The 19,511-nt window shown below is 43.8% G+C and carries 8 protein-coding genes and 2 pseudogenes; 5 read left to right on the forward strand and 5 right to left on the reverse strand.

Features of this window, described 5'->3' with window-relative positions; genetic code table 11:
- Nucleotides 1-159: 159 nt before the first annotated feature.
- Both QUB39_RS12980 and QUB39_RS12985 read left to right on the forward strand, forming a co-directional pair.
- A pseudogene (locus tag QUB39_RS12980) lies at nucleotides 160-402 on the forward strand (Uma2 family endonuclease); the annotation flags it as partial.
- A gap of 169 nt (nucleotides 403-571) precedes the next feature.
- Nucleotides 572-895: pseudogene (locus QUB39_RS12985) on the forward strand (Uma2 family endonuclease); the annotation flags it as partial.
- A gap of 222 nt (nucleotides 896-1,117) precedes the next feature.
- On the opposite strand, the gene QUB39_RS12990 reads toward QUB39_RS12985, so the two are convergent.
- From QUB39_RS12990 to QUB39_RS13000, 3 genes are all read right to left on the reverse strand, one after another.
- Nucleotides 1,118-6,313 (reverse strand): PAS domain S-box protein, encoded by a 5,196-nt coding sequence (locus QUB39_RS12990; protein ID WP_333207673.1) that lies wholly within the window; start codon nucleotides 6,311-6,313, stop codon nucleotides 1,118-1,120.
- A gap of 417 nt (nucleotides 6,314-6,730) precedes the next feature.
- Nucleotides 6,731-8,023, reverse strand: coding sequence for an ATP-binding protein (locus QUB39_RS12995; RefSeq protein ID WP_333055688.1), 1,293 nt, complete (start codon nucleotides 8,021-8,023; stop codon nucleotides 6,731-6,733).
- A 181-nt stretch (nucleotides 8,024-8,204) separates the two neighbouring features.
- Nucleotides 8,205-10,523 (reverse strand): tetratricopeptide repeat protein, encoded by a 2,319-nt coding sequence (locus QUB39_RS13000; RefSeq protein WP_333207672.1) that lies wholly within the window; start codon nucleotides 10,521-10,523, stop codon nucleotides 8,205-8,207.
- Between the two features lie 160 nt (nucleotides 10,524-10,683).
- Between QUB39_RS13000 and QUB39_RS13005 the strand changes: the two genes are divergently transcribed.
- The 3 genes from QUB39_RS13005 to QUB39_RS13015 all read left to right on the forward strand — a co-directional run bounded on the left by QUB39_RS13005 (nucleotide 10,684) and on the right by QUB39_RS13015 (nucleotide 18,272).
- Nucleotides 10,684-13,227, forward strand: a complete 2,544-nt coding sequence (locus QUB39_RS13005; protein WP_333207671.1) for a glycosyltransferase — start codon at nucleotides 10,684-10,686, stop codon at nucleotides 13,225-13,227.
- A gap of 136 nt (nucleotides 13,228-13,363) precedes the next feature.
- Nucleotides 13,364-16,870: a glycosyltransferase gene (locus tag QUB39_RS13010; RefSeq protein ID WP_333207670.1), complete on the forward strand. Its 3,507-nt coding sequence runs from the start codon at nucleotides 13,364-13,366 to the stop codon at nucleotides 16,868-16,870.
- Nucleotides 16,871-16,943: 73 nt separating this feature from the next.
- The gene (locus QUB39_RS13015; RefSeq protein ID WP_333055684.1) at nucleotides 16,944-18,272 is read left to right on the forward strand and encodes a GH39 family glycosyl hydrolase; all 1,329 of its coding nucleotides are present in this window, start codon (nucleotides 16,944-16,946) and stop codon (nucleotides 18,270-18,272) included.
- 334 nt (nucleotides 18,273-18,606) lie between these two features.
- Here QUB39_RS13015 and QUB39_RS13020 read toward each other — a convergent pair whose 3' ends face one another.
- On the reverse strand, nucleotides 18,607-18,906 hold the full coding sequence (locus QUB39_RS13020) for a contact-dependent growth inhibition system immunity protein (RefSeq protein ID WP_333055683.1): 300 nt from the start codon (nucleotides 18,904-18,906) through the stop codon (nucleotides 18,607-18,609).
- Nucleotides 18,903-19,442 (reverse strand): RNase A-like domain-containing protein, encoded by a 540-nt coding sequence (locus QUB39_RS13025; protein ID WP_333055682.1) that lies wholly within the window; start codon nucleotides 19,440-19,442, stop codon nucleotides 18,903-18,905. Before QUB39_RS13025 ends, QUB39_RS13020 begins: the two co-directional genes overlap by 4 nt.
- Nucleotides 19,443-19,511: the final 69 nt, after the last annotated feature.

Consider the following 19,511-nt stretch of genomic DNA (forward strand, 5'->3'; position numbering starts at 1 on the left):
AACTCTCTCAAAAACTGTCTCTGAATATATAGAAGCAAGATTAGCCCCAGGATGCAAGGTGGTAGAGCCGGATGTTGAAGTGAGTGGAGCGCCGATCGCACGAGTCCGGGACTTTTGGGTAAAATAGCAGATGAAACTCTATTTTATAGGTAAAATTGGATGGTAGAAACCCTGCCAAAATCTTTGACACTCCAAGAGTTTCTGAAGTTGCCAGAAACTCAACCAGCCAGCGAGTACATTGACGGTGAAATCATTCAAAAACCGATGCCTCAAGGCCAACATAGTGTCATTCAAGGCGAGTTGACAAGCGCTGCTAATGCTACTCTCAAACCTCAAAAGGTGGCGCGAGCATTTCCAGAACTACGGTGCATTTTTGGCGGTCGAGCGATCGTTCCCGACGTGACAAGCGAATTTCTTCATGTGGTACCCGCCACGTGATTTATCTCGCGCAAGTCAATCCAAAATCTCAAACTTGTGCGCTCGCGAAGTCGAAGTATCTAAAATCCTTGCGTCCCCCGAATTAATCTCGCGCAAGTCAATCCAAAATCTAAAATCTAAAATCTAAAATCGAATGACTGTATTCACTTGGGAACGCATTCCCCGTAAAGAAAATGGTGGTGTGGCAAATGTGTTTGCGATCGCCCCGGATTGGACAATTGAAATCCTCTCCCCCGACCAAAGCCAAACTAAAGTTACTAAAAATATTTTATATTGTCTCAAACATGGAACTCAAATCGGTTGGTTAATCGATCCAGAGGAGCGATCGGTTTTTGTATATCGGCCGACTCAATCAACGGAGGTGTTTGACGAACCGGAACAGTTATTGCCCGTGCCATCTTTTGCCATGGAATTGCAACTGACAGTAGGAGAATTATTTGGTTGGCTATTAGAGTGAGATCGTGTCCGATCGAGCGATCGCACATGATATAACTACTGACCACTGACCACTGACTACTGACCGAAAGCATCCAGGATACCCGCCACGTGATTCATCCGTCCAGAAATAAAAAACCTGTATCCGATAAAGGAGCCGCCGAATTTATCTCGCGCAAGTCAATACTTCAATTCTTTAATCTAAAATCTAAAATCTAAAATCGCGCAATCGATTGACTACTGCCTACTGACCATCGATATATTGCTTTAAAATATTCCGAATTTGTTTGAGCTGAAATCCCTTAGCAAGTTGGCGCAGCTTCGAGACAAACGGCATTAAATTAGGTTCTAAACTCTCCAGCTTAGCACTCTCATCAAAAATTTCTTCAATGTCGCCCATAGCTGCGAGTTTCAAAAGTTTTACTACCGACTCAGAAGCCGCAGGTAACAGAGAAGAATAAGCAGGAAAATCAGAGGCTGGTGACAAACTGGGAGGTTTGCGCTTTTTGTTTTCCGAAGATTCCCCATAAATCCATTCTAGTCCCAAACGCAGGCGCAACTGTTCCAAAAAGTGATTTGCTTCGATCGGTTTGGGAAGAAAAGCATCGTACCCTGCGAGGATGCTATCTTGCTGCGTAGCCTCGAAAACGCTAGCTGACATAGCGATTAACACAACATCTTTTACTTCCGGCAACTGCCGCAGTCTTCTTGCCGTTTCTAAGCCATCCATTACAGGCATCCGCAAGTCCATTAAAATGACATCCGGTTGAAATTCAACTGTTTTGTAGAGGCATTCTTGGCCGTTTTGGGCTTCTGCCACATCAAATCCTAAACGTCGCAGCAGCCTGGACAACAAATCGCGATTCTGTTGATTGTCATCCACTATTAACACCTTCCGCTTGTTGCCGATAAAACCGACCAGCCAGCGTTTTTCCTGCAAAGGAGACACCTCCAAGTACCGTTTAGCTGCTGGCAATTCTAAATCTACCCAAAAAGTGCTGCCTTTTCCCAAAGTGCTGTGGACGCGAATTTCGGCACCCATTAGTTTCGCTAATTTCTGGCTAATCGAGAGTCCGAGACCTGTACCTTCAACAAATGTATTGCCTCCTACTTGGTGGAATGGCAAAAATATTTCTTCTAACTTGCTTTGCTCTATTCCCGTGCCGGTATCCTCGACTTGAAAGCGGATTTTTAAAGCGTGTTTGGCTGCGATCGGATTGTGGGAAAAGCGCATATAATTTTGTTTTAGTTCCGAGCTCAAAGTCGAGAACTCATAATTGTCTCCTTGCCCTCGACTCCAGGCCTCTGTGCCGACATAGCCGACTTTAAAAGTCACACCGCCGCTGTTAGTAAACTTAACCGCATTGCTGAGTAAATTTATGAGAATTTGGCGCAATCTTTTTGGATCTACACGAACGCAGCTAGGGAGGGGAGAGACTTGTTCGTAATGGAATAAAATTTCTTTTTGCGAAGCTCGCATCTGAAAGAGATCTGCAATGTTTTTCGTGAAATTTAGAAAATTCAACTCTTCCGGGTAGAGTTCCATTTTTCTAGCTTCAATTTTGGAAAGATCTAAAACATCGTCGATTAACATCAGCAGGTGTTGACCGCACTGTTGAATATTGCTGAGACTTTCTTGCTGATCTGAGCTTAAGTCTTTGTCGGTTTTGAGGATTTGAGCGTAACCTAAAACGCCGTTTAAAGGCGTGCGTAGTTCGTGGCTCATATTGGCCAGAAATTCGCTTTTGGCGCGGTTGGCGCTTTCAGCAGCTAATGCAGCTTGTTGGAGGGCAGATTCTGCAAGTTTGCGATCGACAATTTCCGTTTGTGCTTGTTGAAATAGCGTCGATTGCTGAATCGCGATCGCCAATTGCACGCACAATTGCCGGAGAGATTCTATTTCTGAGGAATCCCAGGGACGGGGGCCCCTGCAATCCTGGGCTATCAGCAGTCCCCAGAGCTGATTTTCTGCCGTCGGTTGGGTCTGGGAAATGCTTTCTCGTGCTTTTAAAATTGGTACTATTAAGTTAGCTTTTACTTCAATTTTTTCGAGAAATTTCATGTGGCATTCCGTCAAATTTTCCCGGTAAATATCTTCCATTGATCTAATACCGCCTTGCTGATAAACTTCAACAAATTTCTCTTTAAAACAGCCATCAATATTGTTAAAATTTAGCAGCGAAATTCTATCTTTTGCCACGGATTCCACAACAACAAAGCCGCTCCAGTCGGGATTAAAGCGGTAAATAACTGTGCGGTCTGTTTGCAAAAATTGCCGCACTTGTTTGACAGCAGTTGTCAGGACTTCTTCTAAATTTAGGGAGGAGCGAATGCGATCGAGCATAGCAACTACTAGCCGTTCTCGCCTTAATTGCTGCTGCAGTGCCATCTCCGCTTGTTTGCGTTCGGTGATGTCGGTAATTACTCCCACTAACCCGATTAAATGACCAGTTTCATCTTTAATGCCGTCGGCGCGAAATAAAGTTGTTACCAGTTCGTTGTTTTTAGTGTTGATTTTGAGTTCGCCTTGCCAAGATTTGCCTTTACGGAGCGTTTTAAACATTTCTAGCAGCACTTTAGTTTGAGGATAAATTGCTGTTAATCCGCCTGCTGTGTTTAGTTCTTCTGCTGTGTAGCCGTACTGTTGAACAAAGGCTTGATTGTGGTAGAGCGATCGCCCTGTTAAGTCAGCAATGCCGATCGCATCGCTGGTGCTTTCCACCGCTTGAGTAACTCGCAGCAAATCTAATTCTGCTTGTTTGCGATCGCTAATATCAGTAATAGTGCCGATATAGCCTTTAATTTCCTGCTTGTCTCCGATTTCTGCAATTGCCTGACCGATCACCCAAATTACCCGACCGTCTGGACGCTGAAATCGGTATTCTGATTTAAAAGGAATTGTATCAATAATTGAGCTATGCCATTCATTTTTTACCCGATCCACATCATCGGGATGTATGGCATTCATCCAGCCAATTTCTGCTGCTAATTCTGCGTTTAATCCCGTAATTTCGCTCCACCGTTGATTCACATAAAGACAATTTCCAAATGTGTCAGTGTGAAATATGCAAACTGGCGATGCTTCTGCTAAAGTTTGGTAGCGGCGCTGGCTCGATCGCAGGGCTGATTCTACCTGTTTTCTATTAGTTATATCGCGGACTATAGAAATAATTTCGCCACCGACAAGCATTGTCAGCGACAATTCTTGAGGAAACTTAGTACCGTCACTGCGCTGACCGATTGCTTCTATATTGCAGTACCCTTTTTGCAGAAGCATCGGCATTATTTGTAATTCAAAAAATATATTTTCTGCTTTGCTGTAGAGCATTTTCCATTTCTTCCCATACATTTCGCTAGGGCTAGCCAAGCCGTACATTTTGAGATAAGCTTCGTTGGAATAAATACATTCTTTATTATTATTAAAAATAGCGATGCCGTCATAAGCAGCGGCCATTGCTACTGCTTGTCGCTGGAGTTGGGACTCTGCTTGTTTACGAGAGGTAATGTCGTGACCGACTGAGTAGATTAAACCTTCTTCGCTAAATGGCGATGCCGTCCACAGGAAGTATTTGTAAGAACCGTCTTTGCAGATGTAGCGGTTTTCAAAGGATATACTGGACGTACCCGCTATTAGTTTTGCTCCTTCGGCAGCAGTGACTTTTCGATCGTCTGGATGAACAAAATCGATCATTGGCTTGGCAAACAATTCACTAATACTGTACCCTAAAGCTGTTGACCAAGCTGGGTTTAAACGTTTAAAACGACCATCAAAACCTACAATACAAAGCAAGTCTAAGGAGATAGTGAAAAAACGATCGCGCTCTGTTTGTGCCTGCTTTAATTCAGTGATATCCATCACTAAACCGTCCCAGAGAATATCGCCTTCGCTGCCAGATTTGCTTTCATTAGTGAGCCTTTCTGGTCTCGCAGCTCCTTGCAGCCACTTAACTTTTCCAGATGGCAAAGTCTGTCGCCACTGCTGCTGCCAAGGTTCCAGCGTAGTGGCTGAAATTGCCATTGATGCTTTTAAATCTAAGAGGTCGTCTGGGTGAATTCCATTGGAAATCAGTTCCGCATTTTGCTCTATTGCTTCTGCCTCTAATTCGTAGAGTTGGCTACTGCCTGAAGAAATGTAAGGGAAAGACATTTTTCCAGTTGCTGACATTCGTAATTGATAAATTATTCCCGGCAGGTTAGCTACCAATTTTTGAAAGCGAGCTTCGCTTTGTTCCAGGGCTTTTTGTTGCTGTCTGTATTCGGTAAAATCTCTAATTGTACCCACTATTACTTTACTGCCGTCTGCTATTTGGAAGACGCTTTTTTTGGTAGAAATTATGTGTTCTTTTCCGGCAGAGTCTGTGAAGCTTTCTTCGGTTTCCAAGCAGATACCCGTTGTCAATACTTCTTCATCTTTTGTCCAAAAAACAGCAGCTTCTGATGGGGGGAAAAAGTCATAATCTGATTTGCCGAGCAGTTCTTGCCGCGATTTGCCGACCAACTGACAAAAAGCATCATTTAATATCATCCAGCGGTGTTGCTCGTCTTTGACAAAAATTGGGTCTGGCGTAGCATTTATGGTGTGGTTTAAAAATTCTTCTGATGCTCTCAGTTTGGCTTCGTAGCGGTAGCGATCGCTCACGTCCAACACTACTTCTATTATCCGGTCGATAGACCTGTCCAGGCGGCGGATGCAGCGCAGGGAAACTCGCGTGTGAACTATTTCGCCATTTTTTCTGAGCAACCTTTTGTCTAAGATGTAACCGTCGCTCCTACCTGCTAACATCTGAGAAAAATTTTCACAATTAGCCTCCAAATCTTCTGGATGAGTCAACTCTAGCCAATTATTTTGCACGAGTTCGTAGCGCTCATAGCCCAGCAAATTGCACAGGGCATCGTTAACTTCTATCCAGTGGCAATTTAGAGGAATTTCGCTGTCAATAATTGGAGCGATGATGGCAATGCCGATCAGGGAATTTTCCACCACCGAGCGATATTTTTCTTCACTTTTTCGCAAAGCATCTTGACTGTTTTGGCGTTCTATGGCGTAGCGGAGCGATCGAATTAACAGTTCGCTGTCGATTTTTCTTTTTACCAAATAATCCTGTACGCCGACAGAAATCAACCGCAGGGCAAGTTCTTCGTCGTTTTGGGCGGTCAGAACTACGATCGGCACATTTACCCCGTACTCTTGTACCCGAGCAACCGTCTCGATTCCCCGACTATCTGGCAATGAAAGGTCTAATAAAATTATGTCAAAAGTTTCTTGATTCAATCGCTGCTGCGCTTCGCTGAGGCGCTCTACTTTCGTCAGCACTATACGCTGCGCGCCGCCTATTTCTGACAGCAAATCTTCAATCAGCTCAGCTTCATGAGGGTTGTCTTCTACTAACAGAACTTTAAAGCAGATAGGAGGCAAAGCTAAGTTAAAAACTGCTTTCATAATATTTGTTAATCAAGAAAATATTAAAATAACTGGAATTTTACCTTTTATTTTCCGGGCAGTCATTCAATTCCACGTACACATACATCGATCGTCAGATTCGGGGAGGGTAAGCAATCTTTACAAATAATATGTTTAATAAGTAAAATTATATCACGCACCAACTAGACTGTCAACGGAAAAGAAGTTTTATTCTAAATTGCCATTTATACCAATTAAAACAATGAATGCAACTGTAGCCCATATCCCCACCCCGATACTCACACTCCTTACCAACAATTATTTAATGTTTTTATCTCCCCCTATTGTTTTTTTTGACTTCTACATTATATATTCGATGTAACACATTTTAAGGATAGAGAAAGTGATTAATTTTGCCAAGATTATAGCTTATACATTGGCGAAACTATACCTCAATTAAGCGAGAGTAAAGTAAAAAATTGAACCTTGCTCCGGTTCCGATTCCACCCAGATAGATCCGCCGTGAAGTTCCACAATTTTTTGACAAATTGCTAAACCAATACCAGTCCCAGAATATTCTCTTTGAGTGTGCAAGCGCTGAAAAATTTGAAAGATACGTGTTTGATGCTGTGGAGCAATCCCAATTCCATTATCTGAGACAGAAATTAACCAGTTTTCCTCCTGTTTGCAAGCGGTAATATGAACCACAGGCGTTGCATCGTGGCGATATTTAATCGCATTGCTGACTAAATTTTGAAATAGTTGTACGAGTTGAGAAATATCCCCCATTACCGCGGGTAATTCACTGTAGGTGACAACGGCTTTAGTCTCGCGGATCGCCCCTTGCAGGTTCGCGAGTGCTTGCTCGACTGCATGATTGCAATCTGTCAGTTGAAAAGGTTTCCGACTCCTGCCAACGCGGGAATATTCGAGTAAATCGTCAATTAAAGTTTGCATTCTGGTGCAGCCCTGAACGATATTGCCGATAAACTTACTACCTTGGCTGTCGAGTTGGTCTTTGTAGCGTTTTTCTAAAAGTTGAGCGTAACTAGCAATGGTTGCTAAAGGCGCTTGCAAGTCATGAGAAGCCACATAAGCAAATTGTTCTAGTTCTGCATTTGAACGCGCCAATTCTTGGTTAGATTTTAATAGAGCAGATTCGGCGCGCTGGCGGTGGGATATCTCTTGCTGGAGTACCAAATTTTGCTCTTGCAGAGCTTTTTCAACGGCGCGACGGGTGCTGATTTCTTGTTGCAAAATTTGGTTTTTCTCCTGAAGAGTTTTTTCCACTGCTAATCGGCTCGTAATTTCTTCTTGCAGCAGCATATTTTGTTCTTTTAGCTGCTTTTGTAAATTCCGCAGGCTGAGGTGACTTTCGATGCGGGCCAGCACTTCTTCAAACTGAAATGGCTTGCTGATATAGTCAACAGCTCCCACAGCAAATGCGTTTACTTTGTCAAATACTTCATCTTTAGCGCTGATAAAAATTACCGGAATTTCGCGAGTTTTAGGTTCTAATTTCAAATGCTGACAAACTTCGTAACCGTTCATTTCCGGCATCATTATGTCGAGCAAAATCAAATCTGGTGGATTAGAATTGCACGCTCTCAAAGCCATTTTTCCGTTAATCACGCAGCGGGGGGTGTATCCTCTCTGAGTCAACATCGTAGACAACAGACGCAGGTTTTCTGCTGTATCGTCTACTACTAAAATGTTTCCTAGTGGCGTCTCTGGTTGCTGATTGTTCATTGATTATTTCCCTGTTCCTGTTTTCTTCACAAAAATGTGGGCAGCTATTTTATTTAGGATTTACGGAAAACACCCGGTTTCTAGTAGGAATATCGAGAAAGAAAATGAGGAACCCGCTCCTAAACCGAGTGTTTAGCCGTTTGTGCACAAGCAAGTCCTGTTATTGTTCGTTTAGCAATCCTCAAATCCCCAGCAGCAGAGTCAGAGCATTATTGTCCCAAGTCAATCCTTTATCTAAAACCTTAAATCCCGCGACTTCGCACATAGCTTCTAAAGCATTAGCTGTAGGTAGCCACCAGCACGCCGCAAAATTGTCCATGTCAAAAACTGCTTTTTCAGTTATCCCTATAAGTGCGTTGTTGTTGATGTATGGCCGCCAATAAGCTGTTAAAATAGCTCGTTCAGCGTCGTCCAAAGCGGGAATAAACATTACTCCAGAAGGCGGAAGTTCATAGCGTCCTAACTCATTCTCTATAACTTCTTGGGTAATAGCTGAAGTGAAAATTAAATGCTCGCGAGTTATCTGACGCAAGGCAACTAAAATCTGCAACGGATGGGGGTGATGGTACAAAACTCCTGCACAGTGAACTACATCGTAAGGTTCGCCAATGTCTGCAAGTTGAATCTGAGTGATATCTTGATTGATACAGTGATAATTAGCAATATTTAAACTTGTCATGCGATCGTGAAAATCTTGCCACCAGTGGAGGGATGCCGGCATGGCATCAATCATTGTCAGAGAAACTGCACCGTATTTGCTAGCTACAGATACTTTTTCGCTGACAGTTCCCCACAAGCCGCCGACTTCTGCAAAAGTCTTGCCTTTGACTACTCTGGCAATGTAGCGATCGCGAATATCCTTAGCCTCTAACTCTAATAATAGAGTAGATTCCCCTGTTTGACGCTGTTTTTCTAAAATCTCCTCTAATTTTTGGGATATTTCTGGATCTTTGGGTCTAATTTCTAATGCCATCAAGTACAACATTATGGCTTCGTTAAGCCGATCGCTCTCAGCAAACTTTTGGGCTATTTCGCAGTAAAATTCAGGAGCGTGCAGCGGCTGCATTTCGTGGTGATAGTAGCTAGTTGCTACATCTGAATCTACCGGAGTTCTTTTAGTTAGAGCCTCACCTAATTTTATGTAAATTTTCGGGAGGGACGGCTCGATTTGAAGCGCACAAAGGTAGGCGGAAACAGCATCGTTCCATGCGTGATTTCCACTCAAAGCATCGCCTAAATTGTAATAAGACCAAGAAATAGTGGGATTAAGTTCAATAGCACGTTGGTAAGCGGTAGCTGCGGCTTTCCACTGTTGGGTTTTTAACAGCGCTGCTCCTAAATTGTGGTAAGTCCAAGAGAATTCTGGATTGAGTGCGATCGCCCGCCGATAAGCGAGTGTTGCGGCTTCAAACTTTTGAAGTTGAACTAAAGTCAAAGCTAAGTTATAATGAGACCAAAATAAATCCGCATTTAGTGCGATCGCCTGTTCGTATGCAGCCTCAGCTTCCGACAATTTTTCTAGTTTAACAAGAGCATCTCCTAACTGGTGAAAAGCTGCAAAAAAATTCGGATCTAATTCAGTAGCGCGCTGGTAAGCTGCGGCGGATTCCGACCATTCTTCTAATCGATCGCAAGCTACACCGATGCTGTAGTAAGACCAAGAATAATCCGGGTTAATTTCCACCGCCGTGCGGTAGGCGATCGCAGCTTCTTGCCATTTTTCTAAATTGAGCAGCACGCTGCCTAAGTTGTAGTATGACAAAAAAGAATTGGGATTTAAATCAATACTTTTTCGGTAGGCTGCCTCCGCTTCGCGCCAGAGTTCCTTAGCTTGCAAAACATTGCCTAATTTGTAATGAAAATCAGAAATCTCCGGCTGGAGTTGAATAGCTTTGCGGTAGTTAACAATAGCTTCGTCCCACTGCTTTAGCTCGCTAGCAGCTTCTGCTAATTGGCAGTAAGCTTCGCAAAAGCTGGGGTTTAAATAAATCGTGCGGTGGTAACAAGTCAGCGCTTTTTCTGGCTTGTTTTGCGCCAACAAAGTATTACCTAAATCGAGATATTCTTCTGCTATCTCTATCGGTTCCACCATGAGTGCTTGATACCAACAATCTGCTGCTTCTTCAGCTTGACCGACTTGGGTAAATATCCGGCTCAAATTACGGTAAAATCCTGCAAAGTTGGGTTGCAGGGAGATGGCTTTTTGGTAACAGGCGATCGCCTCTTGCCACTGTTCCAAAGTAGCGCAGAGAGTGCCGAGGTTAGCAAAAGCTTCGGCAAAATCCGGTTGCAGGGCGATCGCAACTTTATACCAATACCTTGCGTCTTCTAGTTTACCCTGAGCTTGCAGCGCCTTTCCCAAGGTCTTGCAAGTCTCTGCTGAATTGGGTTCAGATGCCAAAATTTGTTGGCAAAGTGCGATCGCCCGATCGAAGTTCCCTGTAGCCAAATAAATTTCTGCCTGCTGCTGGAAATTCACTTGCACTGTTTCTGAATTCATTTTTTATTTTCCTTTTGAGTTGTCATTCCATGTAAAATTATATGCTACACTTTGCCAAAATTCAAGTTTTTGTAATTAGATCAACCGAACACAGAATAATGATGAAAATCCGCCAAATTAATCTAAACTATATAATCATAGGTTAACAGCGAGCTAAATAATGTCAACAGCTACTCAAACACCGCAAGTAAGCGTAATTATACCTGTATATAATGGATCTCGCTACATCGTACAAGCCGTGGAAAGCGCCCTAGGTCAAACTTTTACTAATTTGGAGATTATAGTTGTAGATGACGGTTCGACAGATAGCACGCAGCAAGTATTGCAGCCTTATTGTGACAGAATTCGCTACATATACCAGGAAAATCAAGGAGTAGCAGCAGCCAGAAATATTGCTTGCCAACTAGCGCAAGGCGAGTTTTTAGCCTTTCTCGATGCCGATGACTATTTCCTACCATCCAAGCTAGAGAAACAACTAGCTTGCTTTGACGCTAACCCCACCTTAGATATGGTGCAAACAGGTTGGGTAATCGTCGATGAAACCGGGCGAGAGATTTCTGCTGTCAAGCCTTGGCAACAAGCGTCTAAATTAAATTTAGAAAGCTTTATTCTATATAAATGCGTGCGACCCAGTGCGATGATGCTGCGCCGAAACTGGTGGGAAAAATTGGCCGGTTTCGATTCTCAGTTGCCACTAGCAGAAGATTTAGACTTTGCCTTGCGTTTAGCTTTAAAAGGGTGCAAAGCAGTTTGGTTAGAAGAAAAACTTACCTGTTATCGCCAGCACAATTCTAATCTCATGTCAATCGGTTTTCGCGTAATGAAGAATATAGAAATTGTGATGAAAAAATTCTTCGCTCGACCCGATTTGCCCCAGTCAATCCGGCAGTTAAAAAACCCAGAACGCTATCAATGCTTAAAGTGGCTGGCATGGCGGATGTATCGCGACGGCCATCTAACAGAGATGGCCCAGTGTTTAGAAGAGTCATTGCAATATACGCCTTTTTCGCCCACACAAACAGTGTTGAATTGGCTGGAAAGTTTTCAGATGGCTTCTGAAGAATATGGTGAAAATTTTGACGCTTATTCGCTGAGTAAGTTAGCCCAATGGCAAGAGATAATTCAGATGGTGATGACTAATCCACCCCAATCTCAACAGAGTTCTATTCCCACACCTTCAAAAGCGCAAGCCCACATTCTACTCTACAACACGGACGATCCGGGCGTGGGAGGATTAGCGCAGTACAATCATGCCATTCTCTGTGAGTTAGCCTTGTTAGGCTATCGAGTCACCTGCGTGCAAACCAAACATTCTAGCCCCTTGCTTGAGCGAGAACGAGAGTTAGGTATAGAACACTTGTGGCTGGATTTTAGCGGGCATAAAGATTTACAGCGGGTGTTAAGAAATACTCAGGATGCACGAGAGCTTTTTGCTAGCAATCAACCGGATATGATTATTTTTAGCGATGGTTGGCCATTTTCCAATTTTGCAGCTAAACAGGTAGTGATGCAAATGGGAATACCATACATGATGGTGATTGGGTTAGTTATGCCAGAACACGCCACTTTTGCCTGCGGAGATGTAGTGCCTTATGTAGAAGGAGTGCTCTACCACTGCCTGCAAGCTAGAGCCTTGATTGTTGGCGCTTACGAACATTTGAATTTATTGTGCCAACATTTCAAGTTGCCAAAAGAGCGAGGACAAGTGATTTACTTGGGGCGTTCTTCTGAATATTTTGCACATCCTAATGCTGCAGCTCGTCAACGCCTGCGGCAAGAAATAGGAATTCCTGAAGAGGCGATTGTCTGTTTCACATCTGCTCGATTGGCATCGATTAAAGGGCATCAATATCAGATTGAAGCAATCAAGCAGTTGCAGCAGTCTCCTGTGTGGTCTAAACTGTATTTTGTGTGGGCAGGAACGGGTGAGGGAAGCGCTGATAATGTAGAAATAGAATTGAGGGAAACTATTAAAGAGTTAGGCGTGAGCGATCGCGTGAAGGCGATCGGACAACGCTGGGATATCCTAGATTGGCTGGATGCTAGCGACATATTCATTTTGACTTCTGTGGCAGATGCAGCGCCTTCTCTTGCAGTTATGGAAGCGATGGCTAAGGGATTGCCGGTAGTTGCAACGGCTGTGGGCGGGATTCCTGAAGGGCTTGGCGATACTGGGAAATTGTTGCCCGATCCGAATACCGATCCAGAGGGAACCGCGAGGGAATTGGCGGAAACTGTAGAAGCTTGGGCGATGAATCCAGAATTGCGACATCAAATCGGTCAAGCTTGCAAGCAGCGGGCAGAGCAAGTGTTTAAAGAGGAACGGATGTTGGCAGAGTCGATGGAGGCGATCGAAAAAGCTTTACTTTGCGATCGTCAAACAGATCCATTTGTTACTCAAAAAAAGGTGCAGAGGTCAATGGCGAAGATAGAAAACCGGGTGCACTACAGCTCTTTAGTGTGGAATGCTTGGCAGGCTTACTGTCAAGAAGATCTAAGCGGAATGCAGAAGTGGCTTCAAGAATCTTTGAAGTACACACCTTTTTTGAGTACAGAAACGCTGTTAAACTGGGTAGAATATTTTGGCAATTTTTCGTCAGCTAAAGGGCATAGTTTAGATACATATTCTCTAATTAATTCAGTAGAATGGCAACAATTAGTCGAGGAAGTACAGGGTATTGAATCTGTATTTTATGCACGTTAAAATACCAAATTTACATTTCAAATTCGGATTGCTCTCAACAGTAGAATTGCATCTGCCTTCTGCCTGACATCCGTTACATCCGTTACATCCGTTACAGAATCCGTTGCCGAACCCTTCCTTATCACCGATAAAATTCATGTCAATAGCAAATCCGACACCGCGAGTAAGTGTAATTATTCCAGCATATAATGGATATCGCTACATCGCGCAAGCGGTAGAAAGCGTCATCAGCCAAACCTATAAAAACTGGGAAATTATCGTCGTAGACGACGGCTCAACCGACGACACCCGCCAAGCATTGCAGCCTTATGTTGAAAAAATTCGCTATGTTTATCAGGAAAACCAAGGAGTAGCTGCCGCTCGCAACCGAGGAATTCAGGAATCCCGATGTGAATTAATTGCTTTTTTAGATCAAGATGACTTTTTCTTGTCCGATAAGTTAGCTGGACAAGTTGCGTTATTTGACGCTCAGCCATCACTAGGAATTGTTAATAGTGGCTGGCGAATGGTTAAAGAGCAAGGCGAAAGTATTTTCGATGTCACACCCTGGGAATACTTGCCTCAGCTAGACTTAAAAACCTGGATTGTTTATATGCCCCTACTTCCCAGCGCCATGATGTTTTCGCGGCAGTGGCTGGAACGAGTCGGTGGCTTTGATTCTCAGTATGATTCAGTAGATGATGCCGACTTAATTGTGCGTTTAGCACTATCTGGTTGCGAAGCTGCTTGGTTGCCTCAAGTGACAGTATGCTACCGCCAGCACGGGCAAAATGTGTCCATCCAGAGAGCGATAAAACAGGCAAACCTTTGTATTAAATTAAAGCAAAATTTCTTCAGTAGAGCAGACTTACCAGAGGATATCCGCCAATTAGAAAAGCTTGCTTTTTATGAGGCTCTGACATGGATGGCGTGGCAACTGTACTACAGTGGCCATCCGGCAGAAATGACTGACTATTTGCAAAAATCTTTGGATTATACCCCGTACTCCCTGACAGCAACTATAGCAGATTGGGTAAAGCGCATCACTAAAATTTCTAACACCTACGGCTGCAATATCGATGCAAATTATCTCATAAACTTACCAGAATGGAAACAGTTAATGGCTAATATCATTCCTTCAAAAAAATCGCGCGTCAGTGTCATCATCCCGGCTTACAACTGCGATCGCTACATTGTCAGAGCCGTAGAGAGTGTTCTTGACCAGACTTATCAAAACTGGGAAATTATCGTCGTAGACGACGGCTCAACTGACAACACTCGCCAAGTTTTAGCACCTTACCTCGATTTAATTCAATACATCTATCAAGATAACCAAGGAGCAGCAATTGCTCGGAATCGTGCTTGCAAATTAGCAAAAGGGGAATTTTTAGCTTTTCTAGATGCTGACGACTTCTTCTTACCAGAAAAACTAGAAAAACAAGTAGCTTGCTTTGACGCTGACCCTACATTAGATATGGTGCAGACAGGTTGGGTTATCGTTGACAAAAACGAGGAAGGCATCTATGGAGTAAAGCCTTGGGAAGAAGAACCAAAATTAGATTTAGAAGCCTTTGTTTTCTACAAATCAGTGCGTCCTAGCGCCATGATGCTGCGGCGAGAGTGGTGGGAACGCTTGGGCGGTTTCGAGCATCGCTTGCCGCCAACCGAAGATTTAGATTTTGTGCTACGTTTAGGTTTAAAAGGCTGCAAGTCAGTTTGGTTAAAAGAGATATTAACCTGCTATCGTCAGCACGACAGCAATATCATGTCTAACGGCTGCAAATTAATGAAAAATACGGAAATTTTGATGGAGCAATTTTTCGCGCGGCCAGATTTGCCTCAGCACATCCGCGACTTGAAACGGGCGGAACGTTACAAGTGTTTCGTATGGATAGCATGGCGGATGTACCGCGACGGATATTTGCCAGAAATGGTCGAATGTCTGGAAAAATCTCTGTATTACACTCATTTGACAGGCACTGAAACTGTTTTTAATTGGCTGGAAACTTTTAAGGGGGTTTCGGAACAGTACGGCTACAACTTTGATGCCTATGCCTTAACCAATTTACAGGAATGGCAAGACATAGTGGCGATCGCAGCTAACAATCCTTACCAGTTTCAATCGGCTCCCCGTTCGACTTCTCGGCAGCCAAGACAGCACGTACTCCTGTACACAGAAGACTCAGGAGTCGGCGGATTGGCTCAGTTCAACCACTCGCTGATGTGTAAATTAGCGGCGGATGGCTACCGAGTAACCAGCGTTCAAAGTCAAGCTTCTAATCCTTTAATTACCGAACAAAAACAGCTAGGTATCGAACATATTTGGCTAGAGTTCGACACGATGAAAGAGTTTTTGCGAATAGCTTACAATTTGGATGATGCTCAAAAGATTTACGCCCAAGCTAGACCGGATTTAATTATATTTAGTGACGGCTGGCCGATGGCTAACTTTGCAGCTAAACAAGTTGCGATCGAGCAAAATATACCGTACATCATCAGTCTGGGTTATATCAATCGCAATTATGAAACCTTCGATCGCGGCGATCAAATTCCCTATTTCGATGCAGTTGCCTATCAGTACATTGTAGCCAAAGCAGCAGTAGCAGTTTCCCACGAGAATTTAAACTTGTTCCAAAGTCTATTTAAAGCGCGTCTAGAACGGGGAAAAGTAATCTATTATGGCAGACCAAATAGTTATTTTGAGTCACCGAATCTTTCCACTCGCCAACGCCTGCGTCAAGAACAAGGAATCCCTGAAAATGCTGTCGTTTGTTTTACAGCGGCAAGATTGACTCCAATTAAAGGATATCAGTATCAATTGCAGGCGATCGCCCAATTGAAAAATCGTCCAATTTGGCCCCAAATTTACTTTGTTTGGGCCGGGCCGGGGTCTACTACTCACGACAATATGGAACCTGAATTAAGAGCAACTGTGAGCAAATTGGGAGTAGAAGAACAGGTTAAATTTTTAGGACAGCGCTGGGATATTGCCGATTGGCTCGACGCCAGCGACATCTTTATTTTATCTTCCCAAGCAGAAGGAATGCCGCTAGCAATTATGGAAGCAATGGCAAAAGGATTGCCCGTAATTGCCACAGCAGTCAGCGGGATTCCTGAAGAATTGGGAGATACGGGAAAGTTGCTGCCCGATCCTACAATCGACCCAGAAGGAACAGTAAAAGAGTTGGTAGAAACGGTGGAAATATGGGCAGAAAATCCCGAATCGCGTAGACTTGCAGGACAAGCGTGCAAAGCGCGAGCCGAAGAACTATTCCAAGAAGAACGGATGCTTCGGGAATATGGAGAAATAATTGAACAGGCATTGGTAAGTGACGATGAGAGCGACAGTTTCTCTATTAGTCCGAAACTCAAAAAGCAGCTACAGCAAGTGGATAGCCTGCTGAAATACTATTATTTAGTGTGGAAAGCTTGGGAGGCTTACGATCGGGGAGATATGTCCGAGATGGTGAATAATTTGCAATCTGCTTGGGCCTGCACACCTTATTTTACCACGGAAACTATCTTTGATTGGGTGAAAAACTTTGGTATTTTCGCAGCCGAAAAAGGCGTTACGTTCGATACCCACGAGCTGATCAACTCCCGGTCGTGGCAACAAGTGATAGAATCAATACAGGGTTTTGAAGTGTTTTCATCGGTTCGTTAAAACAGAGCTCTTGTAGCATTCTTAGGAACGGGATATCCGGCCCATTCCACAAAACATCAACCAAAGAAAAGATATGCAATTTACATTCAAGTTCCCACGGATTAATAAACTGCTGCCAATTTGTTTAGCTATTGTCACTGTTCTGTTAATAGCCTATTTGGGACAGCAACCAACTGTTGCCCAACTGCGATCGAACGTTACAGTAGATTTTGGACAGCCAGCCACCGGTACAATTTCCATGAGTGGCATCCTGCACGGAATTGATACTAGCCAGCCGCCGGATAGTTCTATTAAACCCTTGCAGCCCAAACTTTGGCGGGCGGGGAGACTCGATATTTACGATCGCATAATCGCCAGCGGAGCCGAGTTTCAGTTAGTAGTCAGCGACTTGTGGGGCTACGGTAGCAATCCCAATGGCTGGCCCTATCAAAACTACCCCGCGTGGGAAGCATTCGTGCGGCAATTAGCCCAGCAAAATAAAGGCAAAAAAATTATTTGGGATGTATGGAATGAGCCAGATTGGAAAGATCCATTTTGGAACGGAAGCAGAGAACAATTCTTTGAAACTTACAAAAGAGCTTACAAAATTTTGCGGGAAGAATTGGGGCCGTCAGCAATGATTGGCGGGCCCAGCCTCGGCCGCTACAGCAAAGAATATCTCGCCGCTTTTTTGGATTACTGCAAGGCTAACAAACTTGAAGTAAATTTCCTCTCGTGGCACGAACTTAACGACACGATGATCTTATTTGTTGACGATCACGTAATTGAGGCTAAACGCAATTTTCAGCAAAGTCCCTCTTACAAGGAACTGAAATTGCAAAAAATTTACGTCAACGAAATTGTCGGCAACTTAGCGCAGTACCAGCCGGGGGAAATCTTAGGTTATTTGTATAACTTAGAGTATGCAAAAGCTGACGGTGCTTGCAGAGCTTGTTGGGATACTAAAGGGCCAAATAAAGTTAGCAATTGCTTCAACAATACGCTGAGTGGGATGGTCACGCCTAATACTTTTGAGCCGAGAGCTGCTTGGTGGACTTACAAAGCTTATGCTGACGGAGTTAATTCGCGGGTGCGGAGTTGGTCAAATAACAATCGCCTTGTCGCTTTAGCCAGCAAGTCCAATCCTGAAGGTAAAGCACAGATACTTTTAGGTTATTTCGACCCCAATTTTTCCTCAGCAACAACGGTAACATTAACCATCGGCAATTTGGAGCAGCTAGGTATTCAAAGAGGTCAGAAAATCACTCTAAAATTAGAAAAGATTCCCAACAATCAAGAAGGAGCCGTGCCACAGCTTGTCACAGTTAAAGAAGAAAGTTTTTCGGTTGGTAGCGGCAGCTTGGCTTATGTTATCCCTAATTTCAACGTCCACGAAGGCTACTTATTGACGGTTAGCAAGTGAGCTAGCAATCCTATTAGATTGTGAACAAATTGTAGGGACACGGCACTGCCTTTCGTCGTGTCAACTTAACGTTAAACCGATAGTCCGACAGGGGTTGAAACCCCTGCCTCAAAGCTGAAGTCCTCTAAAAGAGGACTAATGAATTATTCAGTCCTCTTTTAGAGGACTTTGACTATTAGACAGGGAATTCATTCCCTGGCGGACTGGCGGGTAGGCGCGAGGACTAGCGGACGAAAAGCTTAATTTGACACGCATTGGGCACTGCCGTGTCCTTACAAATATATAGACAAATTGTGGGACAGGGCACTGCCGCGTCCTTACAAATATATAAAGTTTAGCTGGGATTATTCAAAGATTTTTGCACAGATTCCAACCATTCTCTGACTGTTTGATTTTCGGATTGGGGGTCGTAGTAACACCCTAATTCATCGAGGATAAATGCTTCTAAATCGGCGGGGGCGATCGGCATTTCGAGCAGTTTGCTGAGCTCTTGCGATGCAGCTTCAACACTTGCGGGCGGTTCGCTGCTGCGGTAGTTGTTCACTACATCGCTGGGAGTGTCAGCTTCTAACTGCCAGTCTTGGTGAAAGTAGGAACTGAAAAATTGGGTTAAATGAGGAAATTGATCGATCATTGGGGATAGGCTGTGAGAATAAAGTATCCGGGAGGTAATTTGGCGCTGCGCTGGAGGACGATTCTCAGGCGAGATGTTGAAGTTGCTTTGGATGCGCGGCGACGCAGAGTAATACCAATGATTCTGTTGGCATTGTAGTCGATCGTATAACGATTACCTCGACTTTTCACCCAGGAGTCGATCGCACTTTGATTTCTGTTCATTGCTTCTGCAATAGCCGCTTCGGCGACGGAACGATCGATAAAAGAAGATGCAGCAGAAATTCTCGTTTCGCTTGCGAGTCGCTGTGCTAGTTGTGCTTCTGTTTTACCAACGTGTCTCTCTAAAGTGTGTCCTCCTGCTGATTCGTGAAATTCTAATCCCCCGCCCGGTATGTTGGGTACAAAAGCTACGGTGGTTTCTGGTATGGTTGAGATTTTCGGTGCAACAACCGTGGCGTAAACACCAGGTATAGCCCATTGGAATAATATAATTATGGAGGCGATCGCACAGAGGATACCTAAAAAATTTTTTAGGCGATCGAGTTGATTTTTCATTGCTGCTTAATCTCTTTCTTATATTTAGTATAGGTGTTTGCTGTTTTTTTGTCTATTTCCTAATCTACC

Source organism: Microcoleus sp. AT8-B5, from assembly GCF_036705565.1.
Lineage (GTDB): Bacteria > Cyanobacteriota > Cyanobacteriia > Cyanobacteriales > Microcoleaceae > Microcoleus.

Excerpts from the sequence above, each read along its gene's own strand:
- QUB39_RS12990 (WP_333207673.1), bottom strand. The coding sequence starts at position 6,313 with ATGAAAGCAGTTTTTAACTTAGCTTTGCCTCCTATCTGCTTTAAAGTT.
- QUB39_RS12995 (WP_333055688.1), bottom strand. The coding sequence starts at position 8,023 with ATGAACAATCAGCAACCAGAGACGCCACTAGGAAACATTTTAGTAGTA.
- QUB39_RS13000 (WP_333207672.1), bottom strand. The coding sequence starts at position 10,523 with ATGAATTCAGAAACAGTGCAAGTGAATTTCCAGCAGCAGGCAGAAATT.
- QUB39_RS13005 (WP_333207671.1), top strand. The coding sequence starts at position 10,684 with ATGTCAACAGCTACTCAAACACCGCAAGTAAGCGTAATTATACCTGTA.
- QUB39_RS13010 (WP_333207670.1), top strand. The coding sequence starts at position 13,364 with ATGTCAATAGCAAATCCGACACCGCGAGTAAGTGTAATTATTCCAGCA.
- QUB39_RS13015 (WP_333055684.1), top strand. The coding sequence starts at position 16,944 with ATGCAATTTACATTCAAGTTCCCACGGATTAATAAACTGCTGCCAATT.
- QUB39_RS13020 (WP_333055683.1), bottom strand. The coding sequence starts at position 18,906 with ATGATCGATCAATTTCCTCATTTAACCCAATTTTTCAGTTCCTACTTT.
- QUB39_RS13025 (WP_333055682.1), bottom strand. The coding sequence starts at position 19,442 with ATGAAAAATCAACTCGATCGCCTAAAAAATTTTTTAGGTATCCTCTGT.